This window comes from Pseudomonas sp. MF6767, from assembly GCF_016405475.1.
Lineage (GTDB): Bacteria > Pseudomonadota > Gammaproteobacteria > Pseudomonadales > Pseudomonadaceae > Aquipseudomonas > Aquipseudomonas paracarnis.
In genome coordinates this window covers 218,814-233,377 of the sequence record NZ_JAEKCY010000003.1, presented here as the reverse complement: position 1 = coordinate 233,377, position 14,564 = coordinate 218,814, and the positions used below count along the sequence as shown (strand labels likewise).

Sequence of the window (14,564 nt, the reverse complement as noted above, 5' to 3'; positions counted from 1 at the left end):
TGTGTTATCCAACAATGATAGGTTTCGAAAAGAAGTCGCTGATGTTGCCGGTGCTGTCATTGACCAGAATTAACGCTCTGCCGATGGCCATGATCAGAGCAACCGCTCCGTCAATCTTGTTGTCATCGCCCTGCTTAATCGGCCGCACGACATCGTCGTTGCCAGGCATGTGTTTCCCGATCACGTTGGCGATACACCAGGTCATGATCGGATGCCCATCGTGGTGGAAGCGACCAGCGGTTATCGCTGCCTCGAGCTCCTTCATAGGATCCGACATGTTTGTGTAGTTCTGCGTGGTCGTGATCGGCGTGAAGCCTTCGTCGTCCAGATCGTGACTAAGGCCTGTTGCGCCGTGCGGGTCAATCGGGCACTCGCGCACCGGCGCCTGATGATTGGCTTCCTTGGTATCTTCGAAGATCTCGCGGTAATCAATCTCGGCACCATCCGTTATCTCCAGGTGCTTGGAATTGATCCAGGCCTGGAAGCGTTCAGACATGCGCTTGTTATCACTGTCGTAGGCGGTGTCGTAGGGAACCCAGAACTTCGGTGCCACGCTGTAATAGTGCGTCTTTCCATCAATGACCCTCCAGAACAGCCGCGCCCTTGAGTTCATGTCCAGCTTCCGCGCCAAGTCGAAACCAGCTATCCACTCTTGACCCTCGAACTGCTCCAGGGTGAGCGTGGTGTCTTCGCAGGATTTCCAGTCCTCCATGTTGAAGAACCCGGACTTTGCGCTCACCCATAGGTTTAGGTGCTTCGTTTTGAACGTGTTGGCGAAGCGCGCAGAGCGAATGGCCCTGGCCTGCTGACTTTCCAGGTACTCCTGAAACACCGAGACGCCGTGGTTCGGGTTGGCCTTGGCAAGCATCTTCGGATCGGTCCAGTCGTCGCCCTCGTCCAGCGTCCAGATCCAGCCGAACAGCTCTTCATCCGGGACAGTACCCTCAAGCATCTCGATGACTTGGCGCCGCTTGTCATAGCACGGGCCTTCGATGTCGGCGCCGGCGGTGGTGATGATGAACATCAGCGGTTGGCGGCGTGCGCCCATGCCGGTGATCATGGTGTCGTACTGTGCCGACGTTGGGTGTTCGTGATATTCGTCGATGATTGCGCAACTCGGTGAGGCGCCATCGCCCGGGTTACCGATCAGCGGCTCGAAGCGACTGAAGTCGGACGGGATGTTCATGTTTGATGCGTTCACCTCAATGCCGGCAGCCTGTACCAGCATCGGCGATTTGGTAACCATCAGTTTGGCGGGGCGGAAAACTTCCCACGCCTGCTTCTCTGTAGTGGCACCGGCGTACACCTCGGCCCCGTGCTCGCCATCAGCGACGAACATGCAGATGCCTACGCCGCCAGCTACTACAGATTTCCCGTTCTTCCGCGGCACTTCCCAGTAGCTTTCGCGAAACCGCCGGTGGCCACCTTTCTTCTTGACCCAGCCATACGTGACGGCTATGCCGAACAGCTGCCAGGCCTCCAAAGTGATCAGCTGTCGTTTGAATGCCCACTCACCTTTGGTGTGCGGCAGTAGCTGCATCAGCTTGAGTTTTTTCTCCGCTTTGGCCGGATCGAACTTATATCGATAAGCACGCTTGCGGCTCGCGGCTAAGTTGTCGAAGTGCCTCTGGATAGCCTGATGCACAAACCTGCAGGCTGGGACCTTACCGCGAAGCACGGACCTACCCCAAGCCATCGCCTTGTCGACGTTGGGGTGGGCAGATTTGGTCATCAGCTACTCAGTAGTTTGGCGAATTCGTTGGTTTCCTTTTCCTTGTTGCCGCCGATAAGGCGCGTGCGGCTGGCAGGATCCAGACCCAGCATCGAGCCGAATGTCACCATCTGGCGCATCGTTTCGTTCGCCGCGGTCAACGCAGGATTTTTCATCGGGCCGCCAGTCGCCCCGGCTACGACAATGCCGTGTTCCTTGATCGACTCCTGCGCCATACGCCAGTTGTCATAGGCGGTGCAGAAAGCTTCGACGTTATGCAGGTCGGTAATCGCGACTACGTTTTCGCGCAGCAGCTCCGGAACAATCATGTTCCACATGGTGGCGGCCCGCGGGCTGAACCACTCGGGCGGGTCTATCTGAGTGATCTTGGAAAACTGGGGCTCGGCGGTGTTGAGCGCACGCTTCCCAGGGTTACCAGCCAGTGCTTTCTTGGCCGTTGGCTTGGGTTTGCGACCACGGCCGGCGACCGTGGCGGGGCCTCCCATCGCGCAACTCCTGATTTTTTAATTTCGCGGGTGTAAGAAAACGATTGAGGGCGCGGTCTAGAAGCGAAAAGGCCCAGACTTTTGACCCTCCCCCTCCCTTTCGGCGCGAATCATTCTCATTCGATCGTTTTTCACTGATTTTTGGTGGATTTTCTGCTTTCAGCGCCGGGAATTGCCGAAACCACCATCCTCGGAGGCCGTTTTGCTGGAGTGGCACGGGCCGCAGAGGCTTTGCCAGTTGCGCCGATCCCAGAACAGGGTCATGTCACCTTTATGCGGGATGATGTGGTCAACATCCGTCGCCGCAACCACCTTACCTTCCTGCTCACAGCGCCTGCATAGCGGATGCTTGGCCAGCCAGCCTGCCCGAGCCTGCTGCCACTTATAGTTGTAGTGGCGCTTGGTGCTGCTCTCTCGAGGCTTGGCCCAGGTCGAGCTCTTGAGTAGGTGAGCGTGATCATCACAGTACCGGGGGTTACGGGTCAGCGTGTTGCAGCCCTGTGCATTGCAAGGCTTCTGCGGTCTCAGCGGCACGGGGTTCCATCCATGTAGGTGGAAGGCGGCGCGTCATGGTCTTCACCCTGATCCTCGGCCAGGGCCTGGATCAACAGGCCTTGCTGTCTCTCCATCCGCTCAAGGATCGCTGTCTGCTTCTTCTGCTCGCTCAGTAGCTCGCTGGCACTAGGCTGAAGCTGGGCAGTGAAGCCGCCATCGAGTACAAGCAACTGCACACCCAGGCGGTCAGCCAATGGGGCCAGGTTGTCCGCCATCTTCTGGCGTTGCTCCAAGGTCAGCCGAGACGGGGCCGTAACTATCAGAAGCTCGCCCGCGCTCGGATTCATCTTCTGGATTTGATCTGAATAATTTAACCGCTCGCTCATGTGCCAGCCTCGTCATCTTGTTGAACCATTCGCGCCTGGCGGCGCATCCACTGCAGGCCATCAGCTACACCACTTCCAGTACCGCAGCAGGTCGCCCAGCTGGAGTAGCTCGCTCATTGCCTTGACCCGCTCCGGGCAGGTTCGGCTTCTGCGCCTGGCGTGGTGGTAGTCAGCCTTGGCCATCGAAGCCTTGGCATACCCAACCAGCCACTCAGGGGCTCCGGCCTTGATGCTGGTATTCAAGTCAGCCACTGTCTTTCTCAACAGATCCCGGTATCGCATCACCAGCCGCCTGCCATCTTGGCGCCTATCGCTACACCAGCAACGAAGACCAGCACGACCAGCATCGGGCCAAGGCCAGGGGTGCGTGAGTGGTGTGGGGTACGCATGGGTGGTGGCGGCGGCAATCCGCGCTGTTCGGTTGTGGGCGGCGGCACCAATGCGCGGCGGCAGGCCTGACACATCAGGTTGGCGCTGTGGTTCGGCACAACCTCTGTCGTCGCACGTCCGCACTTCGGGCACTCGAAGGTGTGGCCCATGGTGACTCCTCATGATTGCGCGCCACGATTTGACGCATTCGAAAACGTGGCGCGGATTACTTGCTCTGGCTGCGGACGATCTGGGCATCCACTTGGTCAGCGCACGTATCCAGCAACTTGATGGCCTTGTCCTTCAGTTCCCACACATCGCCATTGAAGCGAAGGTCTGCTTCAGCCTGGTCGACCCGTTCGCACGGGATCAACTCAGGGGCTTCTATCCTTACGGCCTGGGTCTTTGTCACCACCGCCGGCTTTGCCGCGCAGGCCGTCAGGAAGAGGCTGAGCAGCCCAGTCACGAACAGGCTTGCTGTTGCGCTTGAGTTCTTCAAAGTCTTTCCTCGCCTTCTCGGCTTTCTTCTCGCTGGCCTTGATGCGCTTGGCCAGGTCCGCGGTGTATGCGGCGTTGCGCAACGCTTCGGCGCGCAGCGTGGTGATAGTGGCCTGACTCTCGTTGTTGGCCTTGACCGCCTCATCCTTGGCCTGGGATTCAATGCGCTTCTCTGCACGCAGATCCTCGACACGCATCTGCTGGATGCCAACGAGCAACAGGCCAACCAGGGCGACGATGATTGCCACTGCTATCGCCTTCATGCTGAGTCCGCCTTTCTGCCAAGGAACTTAATGACCATCTCCCTGAAGGCCGTCACACCAATGAAGCCGATGGCACCGCCGGCGCCGACCGAAAGACTGGACGGCCAGGCCATCCATTCAATGACGCTGCTTGCCGACAGGCTAAGTCCGCCACACATCAATGCTTCAAGCAGCACGCGCCATTTGTTGGCTTCTTTGCCCTCATACAGCACACGTAGCGCTGAAATGGTTCCGGCCATGATTGCCCCCTGCCAGATCGGCGTAGAGAGGATCAGCCAGACTTGCGCCCAGAAGTCGGGTGTTTTCTCTGGCATCGGGTTCATCTCGGTATCCTCCCAGTGAGGGAGTGAAGGAATGGATTTTATTTAACGGTGAAGCAGGCCGCCCGGTCGAAGCTCTGACCGAATCACTTCTTTGACTTTTTCATTGACCGTCTCATAGATCTTATCAATCCGATCTCTGAGCGCCTCACCGAGATTGTCCACCTCGATCTGACCTTTCAGAAGGTCGAGAATATTGCTGGCATCACCAGCTATGAATGCCCTTCCCAATTCGGGATGCTGGCTGGCAATTTCAAATCGCGAAGGGTCAATAATCGAACCAAGCCCTGTGCCGGCGTAAAGTTTGCCGCCCGGGACGATCTTGGCGTTGGTGATAGAGGCGTCGTGGAGGAAAGTTTCGTTGATGAAGACCTGATCACCATCAACCTTGAATGGCTGAGGTTTCACAGGCTCCGGCTGATTGATGTTACCAATCTTGAACCGCACTACGCCGTCTTGCGTGACAGTCATCTGGCCGTTCTTGATGCTGATGTGCGTACCGGCGACCTTCGCCTTCTCCAGGCGATCAGCCAGCTCTTCCTCGGTTTCGAGGCGGGAGTAGCTCAAGAACAGGCGACCATTGAACTGCTCATCGCCGTAGCTCGCGTCGAACTCTTCGAACTCGGCAGCGTGGCGATACTGCTCTGGCACCTTTTGCAGTTCGGCCTGCATGAACTGGAGCAGGTTGGCCGCATTCTTGGGCAAGTCGTACTTGCTCCAGCTCGCGACCTCTACCGATACCGTCTGGCGCTCAGGTGCTTGGGCGGCGCTACCGAGGGTGCAAGAGTTGATTTCGAACGTACCGTCCTTCTCCAGCTTCCAACCGGAAACGCCCGGCACGTAGTTTTCGCTCTGGATATCTCCGCCGCGCGCTGCTTCAATTGAGCCGATCCGCGCTGCCAATGCCGCGTCCGCCGCCACTCGCGCAACCGATTCGGTCTGGATCTGGACCCTGAGTGAAGACAACTGAGCGCCAACAGCTTGAAATTTAGGATCGGACATTTGCTGTGCTCCAGGAATAAAAAAGGCCCGCCGAAATGGCGAGCCTCCAAATAGGTGCAGGTGGCAGGAGCTGATCTCCTGCTTTCAGTCATGGCCAAAGGCTTGACTACAGCGCTTCATTCGCCGCGCATCCAATGCGCATTCATCTGCATAACGTGCGTGTCTTCCCACGCTGCCCGCTTGAGCCAGCACCAATAGCACACAGGTTTGGGCTGCTCATGCTGCCGGTGTTCGTTCGTAACGCGTGACTACCGGCTATACCGCGTCCAGGCCCTGCCCGAAGACCCACCCTGGCTATGGCTCACGCAACAAATTCTGGGCATAAAAAAACCCGACGCAATGGCCGGGTTTTCTTTGTCTGGCTGTCATCCTGTGATGCACCAAACCGCAGGTTCGAAATCTACGCGGTCACTCGGTCACTGTCAAGCCACCTCTCGGAACAACAAACCACGATCTTCGAGCAGAGCCTCAACCGCGAAGTGTGCGCCAGCAACCTGATCATCCAGCCAAGCCATCGTGGTGGCACGCCAGCGGCGCAAGGTTCGCTCAGGCGTGCCATCAGCATCCCAGCTATGCAGAACGTAGAATGACGATGGCAGCCCGTTGCGGCGCTCCGGGATCATCCAAGCCATGACGCACTTGGTCTTGAACAGTTGATGAGCAGGGCTGACAACCCGAGGCGTGAGGTATGCGGCGGCGACCCTCACCTCGTCCTGGTTGATCGAGTACTTACCCACCAGCGCCTGCCACTGGATTTCCGGCAGGGTGCGTTTGATTGTCGATCGGGTCATTGAGTCTTGAGTCAGCCGCTCCTCTGGTGAAAGATCATCGCTTATCCCACCTCCGAGCAGCTCATCGTCGAATGTCGCCTTGTACTTGCGCTGCCACGAAGCTTTTTTGGTGCCGTCGTGGATCTCGATAGACATCACCCGGCTGATGCAATGTGCCGCGTCTCGATACACGCTCATCAGGCAGCCCTCCGAATCCGGCGCGGCGGCGGGTTGTCATCCAGGCCGAGGATGTTGCGCAACAGCTTGTCCGCTGACTTGCTCTTGGCGTTTCCCTCGGCCACCCAGCGCTTGCAATAATCACCGAACTCGATGTTGACCCTGGTTGCGTGCCAGCTGGCGACCATATCCAGAAGGCAGGCCAATGCCGCAGCACCGCCTACCTTCTCCTGGGCAAGGCCTTCCCCGGCGATCTTCAAGAACTTGCGCTCATGATCCAGCAGACTTTTGCGCGGCAATGCCGCCGTTACGTTACTCATTTGCGGCACTCCCGAGGCTTTTCCAAACCTCCATAATCACAATTTGTAGATGCGGGGCGCGGGCCTCGCCAACCGTGGGCTGTAGCTGAATACGCGAAGATTGGAATCTAATGCCTGTCTGCTTGGCATCGGCGTTCAAGACGATTCGGTCTAACGGGTCAAAACTTCTCATCGCCCCTCCTCCCTTTGTACTTGCTGGCGAGAGGCCGGCCTATCTCGACCTCATCCTCCGATGGATACGGATTGCCGATAAGCTCGACAAACCGGTGGTATGCACCCTGGTGCTGAACACGGCAGGTACCGGTGGGGCCGTGGCGGTTCTTGTCGATGATCAACTCGGTTACGCCCGCTTTCCCGGCGTCGGATTCGCCGTCACGGTGCACCAGGATCACAACGTCGGCGTCGGCCTCAATCTGTCCGGAATCGCGGAGGTCGCTTTTGGTCGGGCGCTTATTGGTCCTGTTGCTCGGGCCGCGGTTGAGCTGAGCCAGCACCACGATGGGCACCGCAAGCTCCTTGGCCAAACGCTTCAGACCCTTGCTTATCTCGGTCACCACCTCGTACCGGCTCGCGGACTTGTTATCGCCATTGACCAGGCCGATGTAATCCAGCCCAACGAACGCGAGGCCGTGTTCCCGTTTCACCGTCCGGCAGATCTGGCGGATATCCCGCAGCGTGAGAGACGAGTCATCGCAAATGATCAGCGGTGAATCCATCAACTTGTTCACCGCCGAGGTCAGCCGAGGCCAGTCATCGTAGGCCATTGAGTGTCCTTCGCTGATGCGCTTCAACTGAACGCCGCCGACCGAGGAAAGCGAACGGTTCACCAGCTCCACGTCGGTCATCTCCAGGGAGAAAACCAGCGCTGGCTGGTTCTGCACTATGGCGACACGCTCAGCGATGCCCAGGCCCAGCGTCGTCTTGCCGCTACCAGGAGTGCCAGCCACGACAAGCACATGGCCAGGGCAAATGCCGGGGATGAATTCGTCCAAAGACGGCAAGCCCGTATCGAAACCGAGGCTTTCAGTCCGATTGAACCGCCGGTCAACGCCATCGATTGCCTCGGGCAAAATATCCTTGATGAACCGGTACCGGCGACGCGAATCAAGCCCTTCCGCCTCAAGAGATACCCAGGCCTGCTGGCCTTGGCTCAGCACATCGTCCAGCGGCTCGCCGTCAATCAAGCGCTGACTCATGATTCTCGCTGCAGCGATAACCCGGCGGGCAACCGATCGCTGCTTGACGATCCGGCCGTACTCATCAAAGTTGGCCGCGCTGGGCGTGTTCTGCACGAGAAGCCCAGCCACCGCCAGTGAGCTCTGCCTGTCAGCAAGGTACGGGCGCGCCTCGCAAATCGTCACAACGTCGACTGCGCGCCCTCTGGACCGAAGCGCCGAGATAACCTCGAACAACTCCGCGCAAGCAGGGTGGTGGAAATCCCCAACTGAAAGCTTTCCGCCAGCGTCGTCGATCAAATCGGGGTGCTGGATCATGCTGCCAATGAGCGCGTATTCCGCCTCATGGCTGTAGAGAGCCGAGTCGGGCACATCCTGATAGGACGACTGGGAATCGGTCATTTCCAAGTAATCCGTCATGCGGAGCCCTCCGAGCGTGCCGACTTCCAGGTGAACGGCGCCAGCAGGCCGCCGTTCTCACGAAGACGGTCAGCGGCGCGTGGTCCGATAAAGTTGTGCAGATCCTCGGGTTTCTGGTTGCTCACCAGGATCGTCGGCTTGATCAGCTGATACCGGCGATCGATCACCTCATGCAGCAGACTGGGCGTGAAATCCTTCCCGGGGCGTACGGAGTGCACGCCGACCTCATCAACGACCAATATGTCGACAGAGGCCAGTTCATTGATCAGGTCTGTTTTGGATGGCCCGGAGTTGCTGCGGAAGCTGTCGGTGACAGCCTGCGTGATCGACTCCGCAGTGACGATCAGCCCGGTATACCCCCCAGTGCGGACAACGTGCTGCAGGATCGCGGAGGACAAGTGCGTCTTGCCGGCGCCAATCTCGCCCATCAGCATCAGGGCGCGGCCGGCGGTCAAGTGATCCTCGAAGCCTTCGGCATACTTTCGGCAAATGCTTAACGCCCTCTGCTTGGCCTTGTCGTCGCCAGTGACGTAGTTATCCAGGCTGCACTTGCGAAAGCGCGGCGTGATGCCAGTGGCTATGAGATAGCTGTTGAGGCGCTCAGCTGCGACCTGAGTCACTGCCTGCAAATGCTCTTCGCTTTCCTTGGGCGTGTTGTACAGCGCTTGCCAGCGGCAGGCCGGGCAGGTGCTGAGCGTCCACGATCCGTCGAACTGCTCGACCAGCGACTGCTTGAACGCCAAGTGCCCAGGGATGCCGCACAGCTTTTCACGGGTTTCAGCCAGTTCCGGCGTCATGATGAATTTAGAAACGGTCACTTGGGTAGTCCTCCTGACGGTGGGTTGGCACGCTGAGGACGGCGCTTTGTTGATTGCCGGCTTTTGCGCCAGCCCCTGGCAGCACCGATTCTGGGTAGATGTCCGACCAGCTGCTGGTGGTGGACTTATCCAGCACCACGTCGGGCTCTGGATGGTTGGCCAGCTTCTTGGCGATCAACTCACAGGCTCGCAGGGTCAGGGGTGCGCGCTTGGCCTTCCGCATTTCACAGAAGTCAGCCCAGGCTTGTTCCGATGCGTTTGCCGGCTTGGCAGTCAACGGATCGAACTTGTCCGACTTCCCTCGTGGGCCAGCAGACTTGGCTGCGCCTTCTTTTGGTTTATTAACGGATAGATGACGGGTAGATGACGTATTGGGTGCAGCTGCTGCACCCCGTTCTGTCTTCATCTGCACCCCGTTCTGTTCTGAGCTGCACCCCGTAGCGTCTTCATTTGCACCCCGTTCGGAGCGGGGTGCATCTGGTGCACCCCGTTTTTCGATAAGGTCATACACCACCGGGCGACGATCGTGACGGTCGATGTAAGCGGCCGCGATCGACTGGTTACCGCGGCGAATCAGACCAGCAGCCTCAAGGGCGTCCAGCTTGTAACGCACCGTGCGCTCGGAAAGACCTGTGTCGACCGCCAGAGTCAATGCTGAAGGGAAAGCCCCGCGCCCATCGCTGCCTGCGTAGTTGGCCAGGCACAGCAAGACATGACGGCAGGTAGAATCTTTGATCTCTTGCTGTTCCAGCGCCCACACCATGGATTGAATGCTCATAGGTTCAACTCCCGCGTGATCCGGGCGATGAAGTCGCGATAAGCCTCAGCCATCACGACGCCGCGATCCTCCAGGGCGCCGCGTGATGCCTTCGCCATGGCGTAGATCTCCCAACGTTCGCGCTCAGGAAGATGGCGGCAGTTGGAATAGCAGGGCCAGGGGCCGGCGACCACCTCGGCGGTGCTGGCGGTAACTACCGGGATTCCGGTAGTTGATTCGATAGGACGGGTCATTGCAGCGTCTCCCCTGGCTTGCGGCCGATCTGGGCAGCCATTGCTTCAACCGATCCACCAGACAGGCGCAACACCAGCAGGCGCAGCGCGGTGGTGGAGTCAATGGAGAAGGTGCGAGCCTCGTCCAGCGCCAGGCCGGTAGGAGAATGCTCGTTGAGCAGTCGTCGAACGCGGTCGCTGTAGTTGAACGCCGCGCAAGCCAGCTGTTGATCAGTCAGGCCGTCGAACACTTCATCTGACAGGCACTCGGCCGGGTACACGACGACGGGAATCTTGTTTTCGGGGCGCGGCTCTCCCCCCAGCAGATGGCGACTCATTGCGTCAAAGTGGTCTTTGGCAACCTGGTCTGCGTCGTGACCAGTCCTGCGGCGGAACAATACCTTCAATGCATAGAACGCGCGGATCAGGTCGATGTGGGTGTCATCCTCTTTTTCGATGGTGTACTCAGGCTCGTTAATGATCTCCAGTGCATCCTTGACAACCTCGAAACACTTCAGCAGCAGCGCAGCGTCGTTGTTCTTTTCAAAGTTGGCCTCATCAATGACTTCCACGGGCATCTGCGGGAAATTCAATACGTTGTTCATGCCGTTGCCCCCTCTTCCACCATCCAGCGCTCGGCAATGATCTGGGCTTTGAAGCCAAGTTCATCCACCCATTTCTTGAGCCGATCTATCTCGGCCAGGCCAATCTCGGAATCGAGTAGCCCCCTTGCCGCCTCAATGCGGACGGCAGCGACACAGACTTGCCATGACGGATAGAAGCTCAGCCCGGTCAACGCCATGATTTGTCGGTAGATTGTCAGCGAGACGCGCTCCAAGTCGATCAATTGCCCTTGGTTCAACGGGTGACGCTTTGTGCGAGGCTTGTCTTCTGGGGCATCAATGAGGTTGTGGATATGCCAATAGGCTTGGACGAGCGATACCAGGTCGCCGCCCTTTGCTGTTGGTTCTGGCACGCTGAGGTGCTGTCGGATGATCGCGGCGATCTCCATGGTGAGACTGGCGACAACAGGACTGTTTTTGATCATTGGGAATCTCCGTCGGCGCCAAACAGGTCAGCCAGGTCAATTTGGTAAACGTCTGCCCAGGCAGCTGCGGGCCAGGAGCGAACCCATCCGTAACGCGGGTCGTGGACTTTCGGGGCTTGCACTCCTTTCTCAGCGCACCAGTTCTTCAGTGGGCGGAAACCCTGCTTGCCGAACTTGCGCTTGCAGACCTTCTCCACGGCGGCGACCGTGGCCTGCCGTAGGCCGCGCCCGAGCTCTTCCTTCAACTGGTTGGCCTGGCGAACAGCTGCTGACGCTGTGGCCATCGCCGTTGCCTCTCGGCGCGAACCGATCTCGGCCTTGGTTTCGATGGCCTTGTCGCGCTCATCGATCGCCAACCGCTCTGAGCGTTTCGATGCCAGCAGATGCTCCAGGGCGCTGATGTAGTCGCCGGGCAGTGCAGGTGCCAGTTTTGGCGCAGCACGGAAGTATCGATTTACCAACTGCCGCTGAACGTCCCAGGCCAGGTCATCAGTGAAGGGCTTCACAACCATGGAATAACCCGTCTCAGTCAGGAGCAGGATCTTCGCGGGCGTGCCACCTTGCGGGCGCGTAAAACCAAGCGTACGTATTACGTCCGGTTGGTCCAGCTCGATGTAATCTTCCCCGTCAATGAGCCGGTCCTTGTGCTCATTGAAGGTTCGGCGAGCAGTTCCTTCCGGACGTTCGTGCGCCTGATCGATCATGGCGAGCGTGACAACACGCTGGCCGCGGTACTCCACGATCGGTAGCTGGGTCTGGTGGATGGTGATCGTGCTCATTGGTCACCCTCCAATCCGAAGGCGAGCCAGTGAATATCCACGAGACAGGCGCGAGCTATTTCTGCGAGATAAGAGGTGCGTTTTGTTTTGCCACTTTCGATTTGGCTGATTGAGGTCTGGCGCGTGCCGACCAACTTCGCCAGATCGGCCTGACTGAGGCCGGCAGACTCCCGCGCCAGCAGGACGCGGTCGGCAAGTGAAGCCTCAAGCCCCACCGGGATCCGCGCCACGTTTTCGGGTTGCGTATTTTGTGGCGCGGATTCGCCGAGAACCCTGAACTGGTCGATAGCGCTATAAACCCCGCCGAATCCGGTGTCGTTGAAGTATTTCGCCACCTGGAACAAGTCACCAATCCCTTTTCCGCCGTCGTGCAGGTGATCCAGGTGCATGGCCTTGATCAGTGCGTGCTGCCACTCGAGCACATCCTTGGCCGCACAAAGCTGAAACTCCGCTTCTTGCGAAGCCTCTTGCATGGTTGGTAGTGGTCCGTTCATTTGGCGGCTCCCTGGTGAGGGATGTTCTGCAGCTTGTAAGCGGCGGCAGCGCCGGCCTCGGCCATGGACATGGACAGGAGCGCCAGCGAATTGATAAGCCAGCCAGCATTCATGGCGACTTCATCAGACAGTTCGCCTTGATTTGCTGCATGCGCGATGATCTCACCTATAGCGGCAACTCCGCTCAGTGTGCTGATCTGGAACTCGTCGTTGGCGTTCTCTACGCACTGGAGCTGTTCGACCTGGGCAGGCGTGAGCTTTGCCCCCTTCGCGAAGGTAGATGGGAACTCGCGTTCAACGTTGACCAGCAACTGGTTCCACATTGGAGGCTTCATTGGTCACCTCCTGAGCTTTCGATCTCGGAGGGAAGACCGCGCTGGACGGACCAGAGGAGCGCACTGACGCTATCGGCCACAAACTTCAAGGTGGCCATGCCATCGCAATAAGCCATCTCGCCGTAATTGAGGCTGTCATGCATGTGCTGGTAGATCTGACCGAGACCGGAAGCGAGCGTGCGTGCCTGCTGGATAGCGTCCCGTGCGCCAATGCCCGCAACTACCTGGAGCATGTACTCCCCTTTGTTGTCGATCGGCGTCTCGCAGAAACCTTGCTCAGTAGTAAGCGAGTCTTGCGCTGGGGGCTGATTGTTGCTATTTTTTGAGTGCATTAGTTCGTCTCCTACAGACGAAGAGGTACGAAGACCCCTGCGAAGGGTCTGGTTAAGAAGCCCGCCTGCGAAGCGGGCTTTTTGTTGCCCGGAGGAAAGCTAGCCGGACAGCAAAAACAGGAAGGTGTGGCGGGAATTCATGGTGAAGCCTGCGCAGTACTGGATGGATCAACAGATGAGTTGCCAGACTGATCGGCGGGTGAGATGTGAGGCATCATTTCCTTCAGGGTTGGCAATGCTTCTGGGTACAGATCCGGACGCAAACGATGCCTGGAAACCCCAGTCACCTCTTCTATCCTGAGGACGTGCTTGGCCGGAACGCTCCCTGTGGAGCACATCCACTGAACGTTCTGAGGCGTACATCCAAGTTTTTTCGCTAATGCGGTTTGGCTTCCTGCCGCCTTAGCCGCTGATGTCATTGCATCAATGCTCATTTGTTGTCCCTGCGGACTCGTGACGATGCAAACAGGCTACAGTCGCAAACTGCATTTTACAAACACTATTTGCAATGACGATTACAACGACGGACTGTATTCTGAAATCATGAAATCAATCTCCGAAATCATCATCGAGAGCCGTAAAAACGCGGGACTTAACCAGTCCGAGCTGGCGCGACGATTAAGCATCACACCCCAGTCAGTACAGGCTTGGGAATCCGGCCGAGCAACCCCGCGGGCCTCTATACTGAGCCCATTGGCGCATGTGCTCGGCATAGAGCCCGCCACGCTCATCGCCGCTATCCTTGATAACAGCGACGGTGACGAGAGGGAGGCTTCGTTGCGACTCATTCGCCAGGCTTATGACGACAGGAAGGCGGAATTAGAGGTGCCGCTACATAATGAGATTTCGGTGTGGGACGAAGAGACCCCGCTTAGCGACGACGAGGTCTACGTTCCATTTCTCAAGGAAGTCGAGCTGTCTGCTGGATCGGGAAGATTTGCCATCGAGGAAAATCACACCTCCAAGCTTAGATTTTTCAAAACAGACCTTCGACACAACGGTGTTCAGTTCGATAACGCCAGATGCGTATCAGTCACGGGAAACAGCATGTTCCCGGTGCTTCGCGATGGCGCGACCGTTGGCGTGAATATCGGGAAAACCTCCTTTAGCGATGTTATTGATGGTGAGATGTACGCCATCAACCACAGCGGGCAGCTGCGAATCAAACAGGTCTATCGACTCCCGAATGGAATCCGTCTGCGAAGCTTCAATCGCGATGATCATCCGGATGAGGACTACTCGTTCGAACGGATCAGAGAAGAGCAGATCAGCATCATTGGTCATGTTTTCTGGTGGGGAATGTTCTCGAAATAAACGATGGCTGCTTTAAGCGGCCTTCTTTTTAGCTTGAATTAC

Annotated in this window: 23 protein-coding genes; 1 reads left to right on the top strand and 22 read right to left on the bottom strand. The window is 57.9% G+C overall.

The genetic code is table 11. The features are described 5' to 3' along the window. Positions 1–4: 4 nt before the first annotated feature. The 22 genes from JFT58_RS07200 to JFT58_RS07095 all read right to left on the bottom strand — a co-directional run bounded on the left by JFT58_RS07200 (position 5) and on the right by JFT58_RS07095 (position 13,627). Positions 5–1,732, bottom strand: a complete 1,728-nt coding sequence (locus tag JFT58_RS07200; RefSeq protein WP_198834347.1) for a terminase large subunit — start codon at positions 1,730–1,732, stop codon at positions 5–7. Then, a complete protein-coding gene (locus JFT58_RS07195) occupies positions 1,732–2,217 on the bottom strand; it encodes a phage terminase small subunit P27 family (RefSeq protein ID WP_198834346.1) in 486 nt (161 codons plus the stop codon). Before JFT58_RS07195 ends, JFT58_RS07200 begins: the two co-directional genes overlap by 1 nt. 159 nt (positions 2,218–2,376) lie before the next feature. After that, a complete protein-coding gene (locus JFT58_RS07190; protein WP_198834345.1) occupies positions 2,377–2,751 on the bottom strand; it encodes an HNH endonuclease signature motif containing protein in 375 nt (124 codons plus the stop codon). Next, a complete protein-coding gene (locus tag JFT58_RS07185) occupies positions 2,742–2,987 on the bottom strand; it encodes a hypothetical protein (RefSeq protein WP_233095386.1) in 246 nt (81 codons plus the stop codon). Before JFT58_RS07185 ends, JFT58_RS07190 begins: the two co-directional genes overlap by 10 nt. Before the next feature lie 171 nt (positions 2,988–3,158). Next, positions 3,159–3,350, bottom strand: a complete 192-nt coding sequence (locus JFT58_RS07180) for a hypothetical protein (RefSeq protein ID WP_198798628.1) — start codon at positions 3,348–3,350, stop codon at positions 3,159–3,161. 343 nt (positions 3,351–3,693) lie between these two features. Beyond that, complete coding sequence (locus JFT58_RS07175; RefSeq protein WP_169900509.1) at positions 3,694–3,840, bottom strand: hypothetical protein; 147 nt, start codon at positions 3,838–3,840, stop codon at positions 3,694–3,696. A gap of 1 nt (position 3,841) precedes the next feature. Next, positions 3,842–4,228 (bottom strand): hypothetical protein, encoded by a 387-nt coding sequence (locus tag JFT58_RS07170; protein WP_198834344.1) that lies wholly within the window; start codon positions 4,226–4,228, stop codon positions 3,842–3,844. Next, entirely contained in the window at positions 4,225–4,542 is a 318-nt protein-coding gene (locus tag JFT58_RS07165) for a phage holin, lambda family (RefSeq protein ID WP_371264150.1), read from the bottom strand. Before JFT58_RS07165 ends, JFT58_RS07170 begins: the two co-directional genes overlap by 4 nt. Before the next feature lie 51 nt (positions 4,543–4,593). After that, a complete protein-coding gene (locus tag JFT58_RS07160) occupies positions 4,594–5,550 on the bottom strand; it encodes a phage tail tip fiber protein (protein ID WP_233095385.1) in 957 nt (318 codons plus the stop codon). A 422-nt stretch (positions 5,551–5,972) separates the two neighbouring features. Then, positions 5,973–6,518 (bottom strand): hypothetical protein, encoded by a 546-nt coding sequence (locus JFT58_RS07155; protein ID WP_198834343.1) that lies wholly within the window; start codon positions 6,516–6,518, stop codon positions 5,973–5,975. Next, positions 6,518–6,817, bottom strand: a complete 300-nt coding sequence (locus tag JFT58_RS07150) for a hypothetical protein (RefSeq protein WP_198834342.1) — start codon at positions 6,815–6,817, stop codon at positions 6,518–6,520. The genes JFT58_RS07155 and JFT58_RS07150 overlap by 1 nt, the downstream gene beginning before the upstream one ends. A gap of 158 nt (positions 6,818–6,975) precedes the next feature. Then, a complete protein-coding gene (locus JFT58_RS07145; RefSeq protein ID WP_198834341.1) occupies positions 6,976–8,412 on the bottom strand; it encodes a replicative DNA helicase in 1,437 nt (478 codons plus the stop codon). Continuing rightward, on the bottom strand, positions 8,409–9,230 hold the full coding sequence (locus JFT58_RS07140) for an ATP-binding protein (protein WP_060772818.1): 822 nt from the start codon (positions 9,228–9,230) through the stop codon (positions 8,409–8,411). The genes JFT58_RS07145 and JFT58_RS07140 overlap by 4 nt, the downstream gene beginning before the upstream one ends. Beyond that, entirely contained in the window at positions 9,217–10,008 is a 792-nt protein-coding gene (locus JFT58_RS07135; protein WP_060772817.1) for a helix-turn-helix domain-containing protein, read from the bottom strand. The genes JFT58_RS07140 and JFT58_RS07135 overlap by 14 nt, the downstream gene beginning before the upstream one ends. Further along, complete coding sequence (locus tag JFT58_RS07130) at positions 10,005–10,241, bottom strand: hypothetical protein (RefSeq protein WP_060772816.1); 237 nt, start codon at positions 10,239–10,241, stop codon at positions 10,005–10,007. The genes JFT58_RS07135 and JFT58_RS07130 overlap by 4 nt, the downstream gene beginning before the upstream one ends. Beyond that, positions 10,238–10,825 (bottom strand): hypothetical protein, encoded by a 588-nt coding sequence (locus JFT58_RS07125; RefSeq protein WP_060772815.1) that lies wholly within the window; start codon positions 10,823–10,825, stop codon positions 10,238–10,240. The genes JFT58_RS07130 and JFT58_RS07125 overlap by 4 nt, the downstream gene beginning before the upstream one ends. Further along, positions 10,822–11,268, bottom strand: coding sequence for a hypothetical protein (locus JFT58_RS07120; RefSeq protein WP_060772814.1), 447 nt, complete (start codon positions 11,266–11,268; stop codon positions 10,822–10,824). The genes JFT58_RS07125 and JFT58_RS07120 overlap by 4 nt, the downstream gene beginning before the upstream one ends. Beyond that, on the bottom strand, positions 11,265–12,047 hold the full coding sequence (locus JFT58_RS07115) for an ORF6N domain-containing protein (protein ID WP_198834340.1): 783 nt from the start codon (positions 12,045–12,047) through the stop codon (positions 11,265–11,267). Before JFT58_RS07115 ends, JFT58_RS07120 begins: the two co-directional genes overlap by 4 nt. Beyond that, entirely contained in the window at positions 12,044–12,541 is a 498-nt protein-coding gene (locus JFT58_RS07110) for a helix-turn-helix domain-containing protein (protein WP_060772812.1), read from the bottom strand. Before JFT58_RS07110 ends, JFT58_RS07115 begins: the two co-directional genes overlap by 4 nt. Next, positions 12,538–12,876: a hypothetical protein gene (locus JFT58_RS07105; protein WP_198834339.1), complete on the bottom strand. Its 339-nt coding sequence runs from the start codon at positions 12,874–12,876 to the stop codon at positions 12,538–12,540. The genes JFT58_RS07110 and JFT58_RS07105 overlap by 4 nt, the downstream gene beginning before the upstream one ends. Continuing rightward, positions 12,873–13,208, bottom strand: a complete 336-nt coding sequence (locus tag JFT58_RS07100; RefSeq protein WP_198834338.1) for a hypothetical protein — start codon at positions 13,206–13,208, stop codon at positions 12,873–12,875. Before JFT58_RS07100 ends, JFT58_RS07105 begins: the two co-directional genes overlap by 4 nt. Before the next feature lie 137 nt (positions 13,209–13,345). Beyond that, complete coding sequence (locus JFT58_RS07095) at positions 13,346–13,627, bottom strand: transcriptional regulator (RefSeq protein ID WP_232458743.1); 282 nt, start codon at positions 13,625–13,627, stop codon at positions 13,346–13,348. A gap of 40 nt (positions 13,628–13,667) precedes the next feature. Here JFT58_RS07095 and JFT58_RS07090 point away from each other — a divergent pair, with 40 nt between their 5' ends. After that, complete coding sequence (locus tag JFT58_RS07090; RefSeq protein ID WP_420066361.1) at positions 13,668–14,522, top strand: XRE family transcriptional regulator; 855 nt, start codon at positions 13,668–13,670, stop codon at positions 14,520–14,522. Positions 14,523–14,564: the final 42 nt, after the last annotated feature.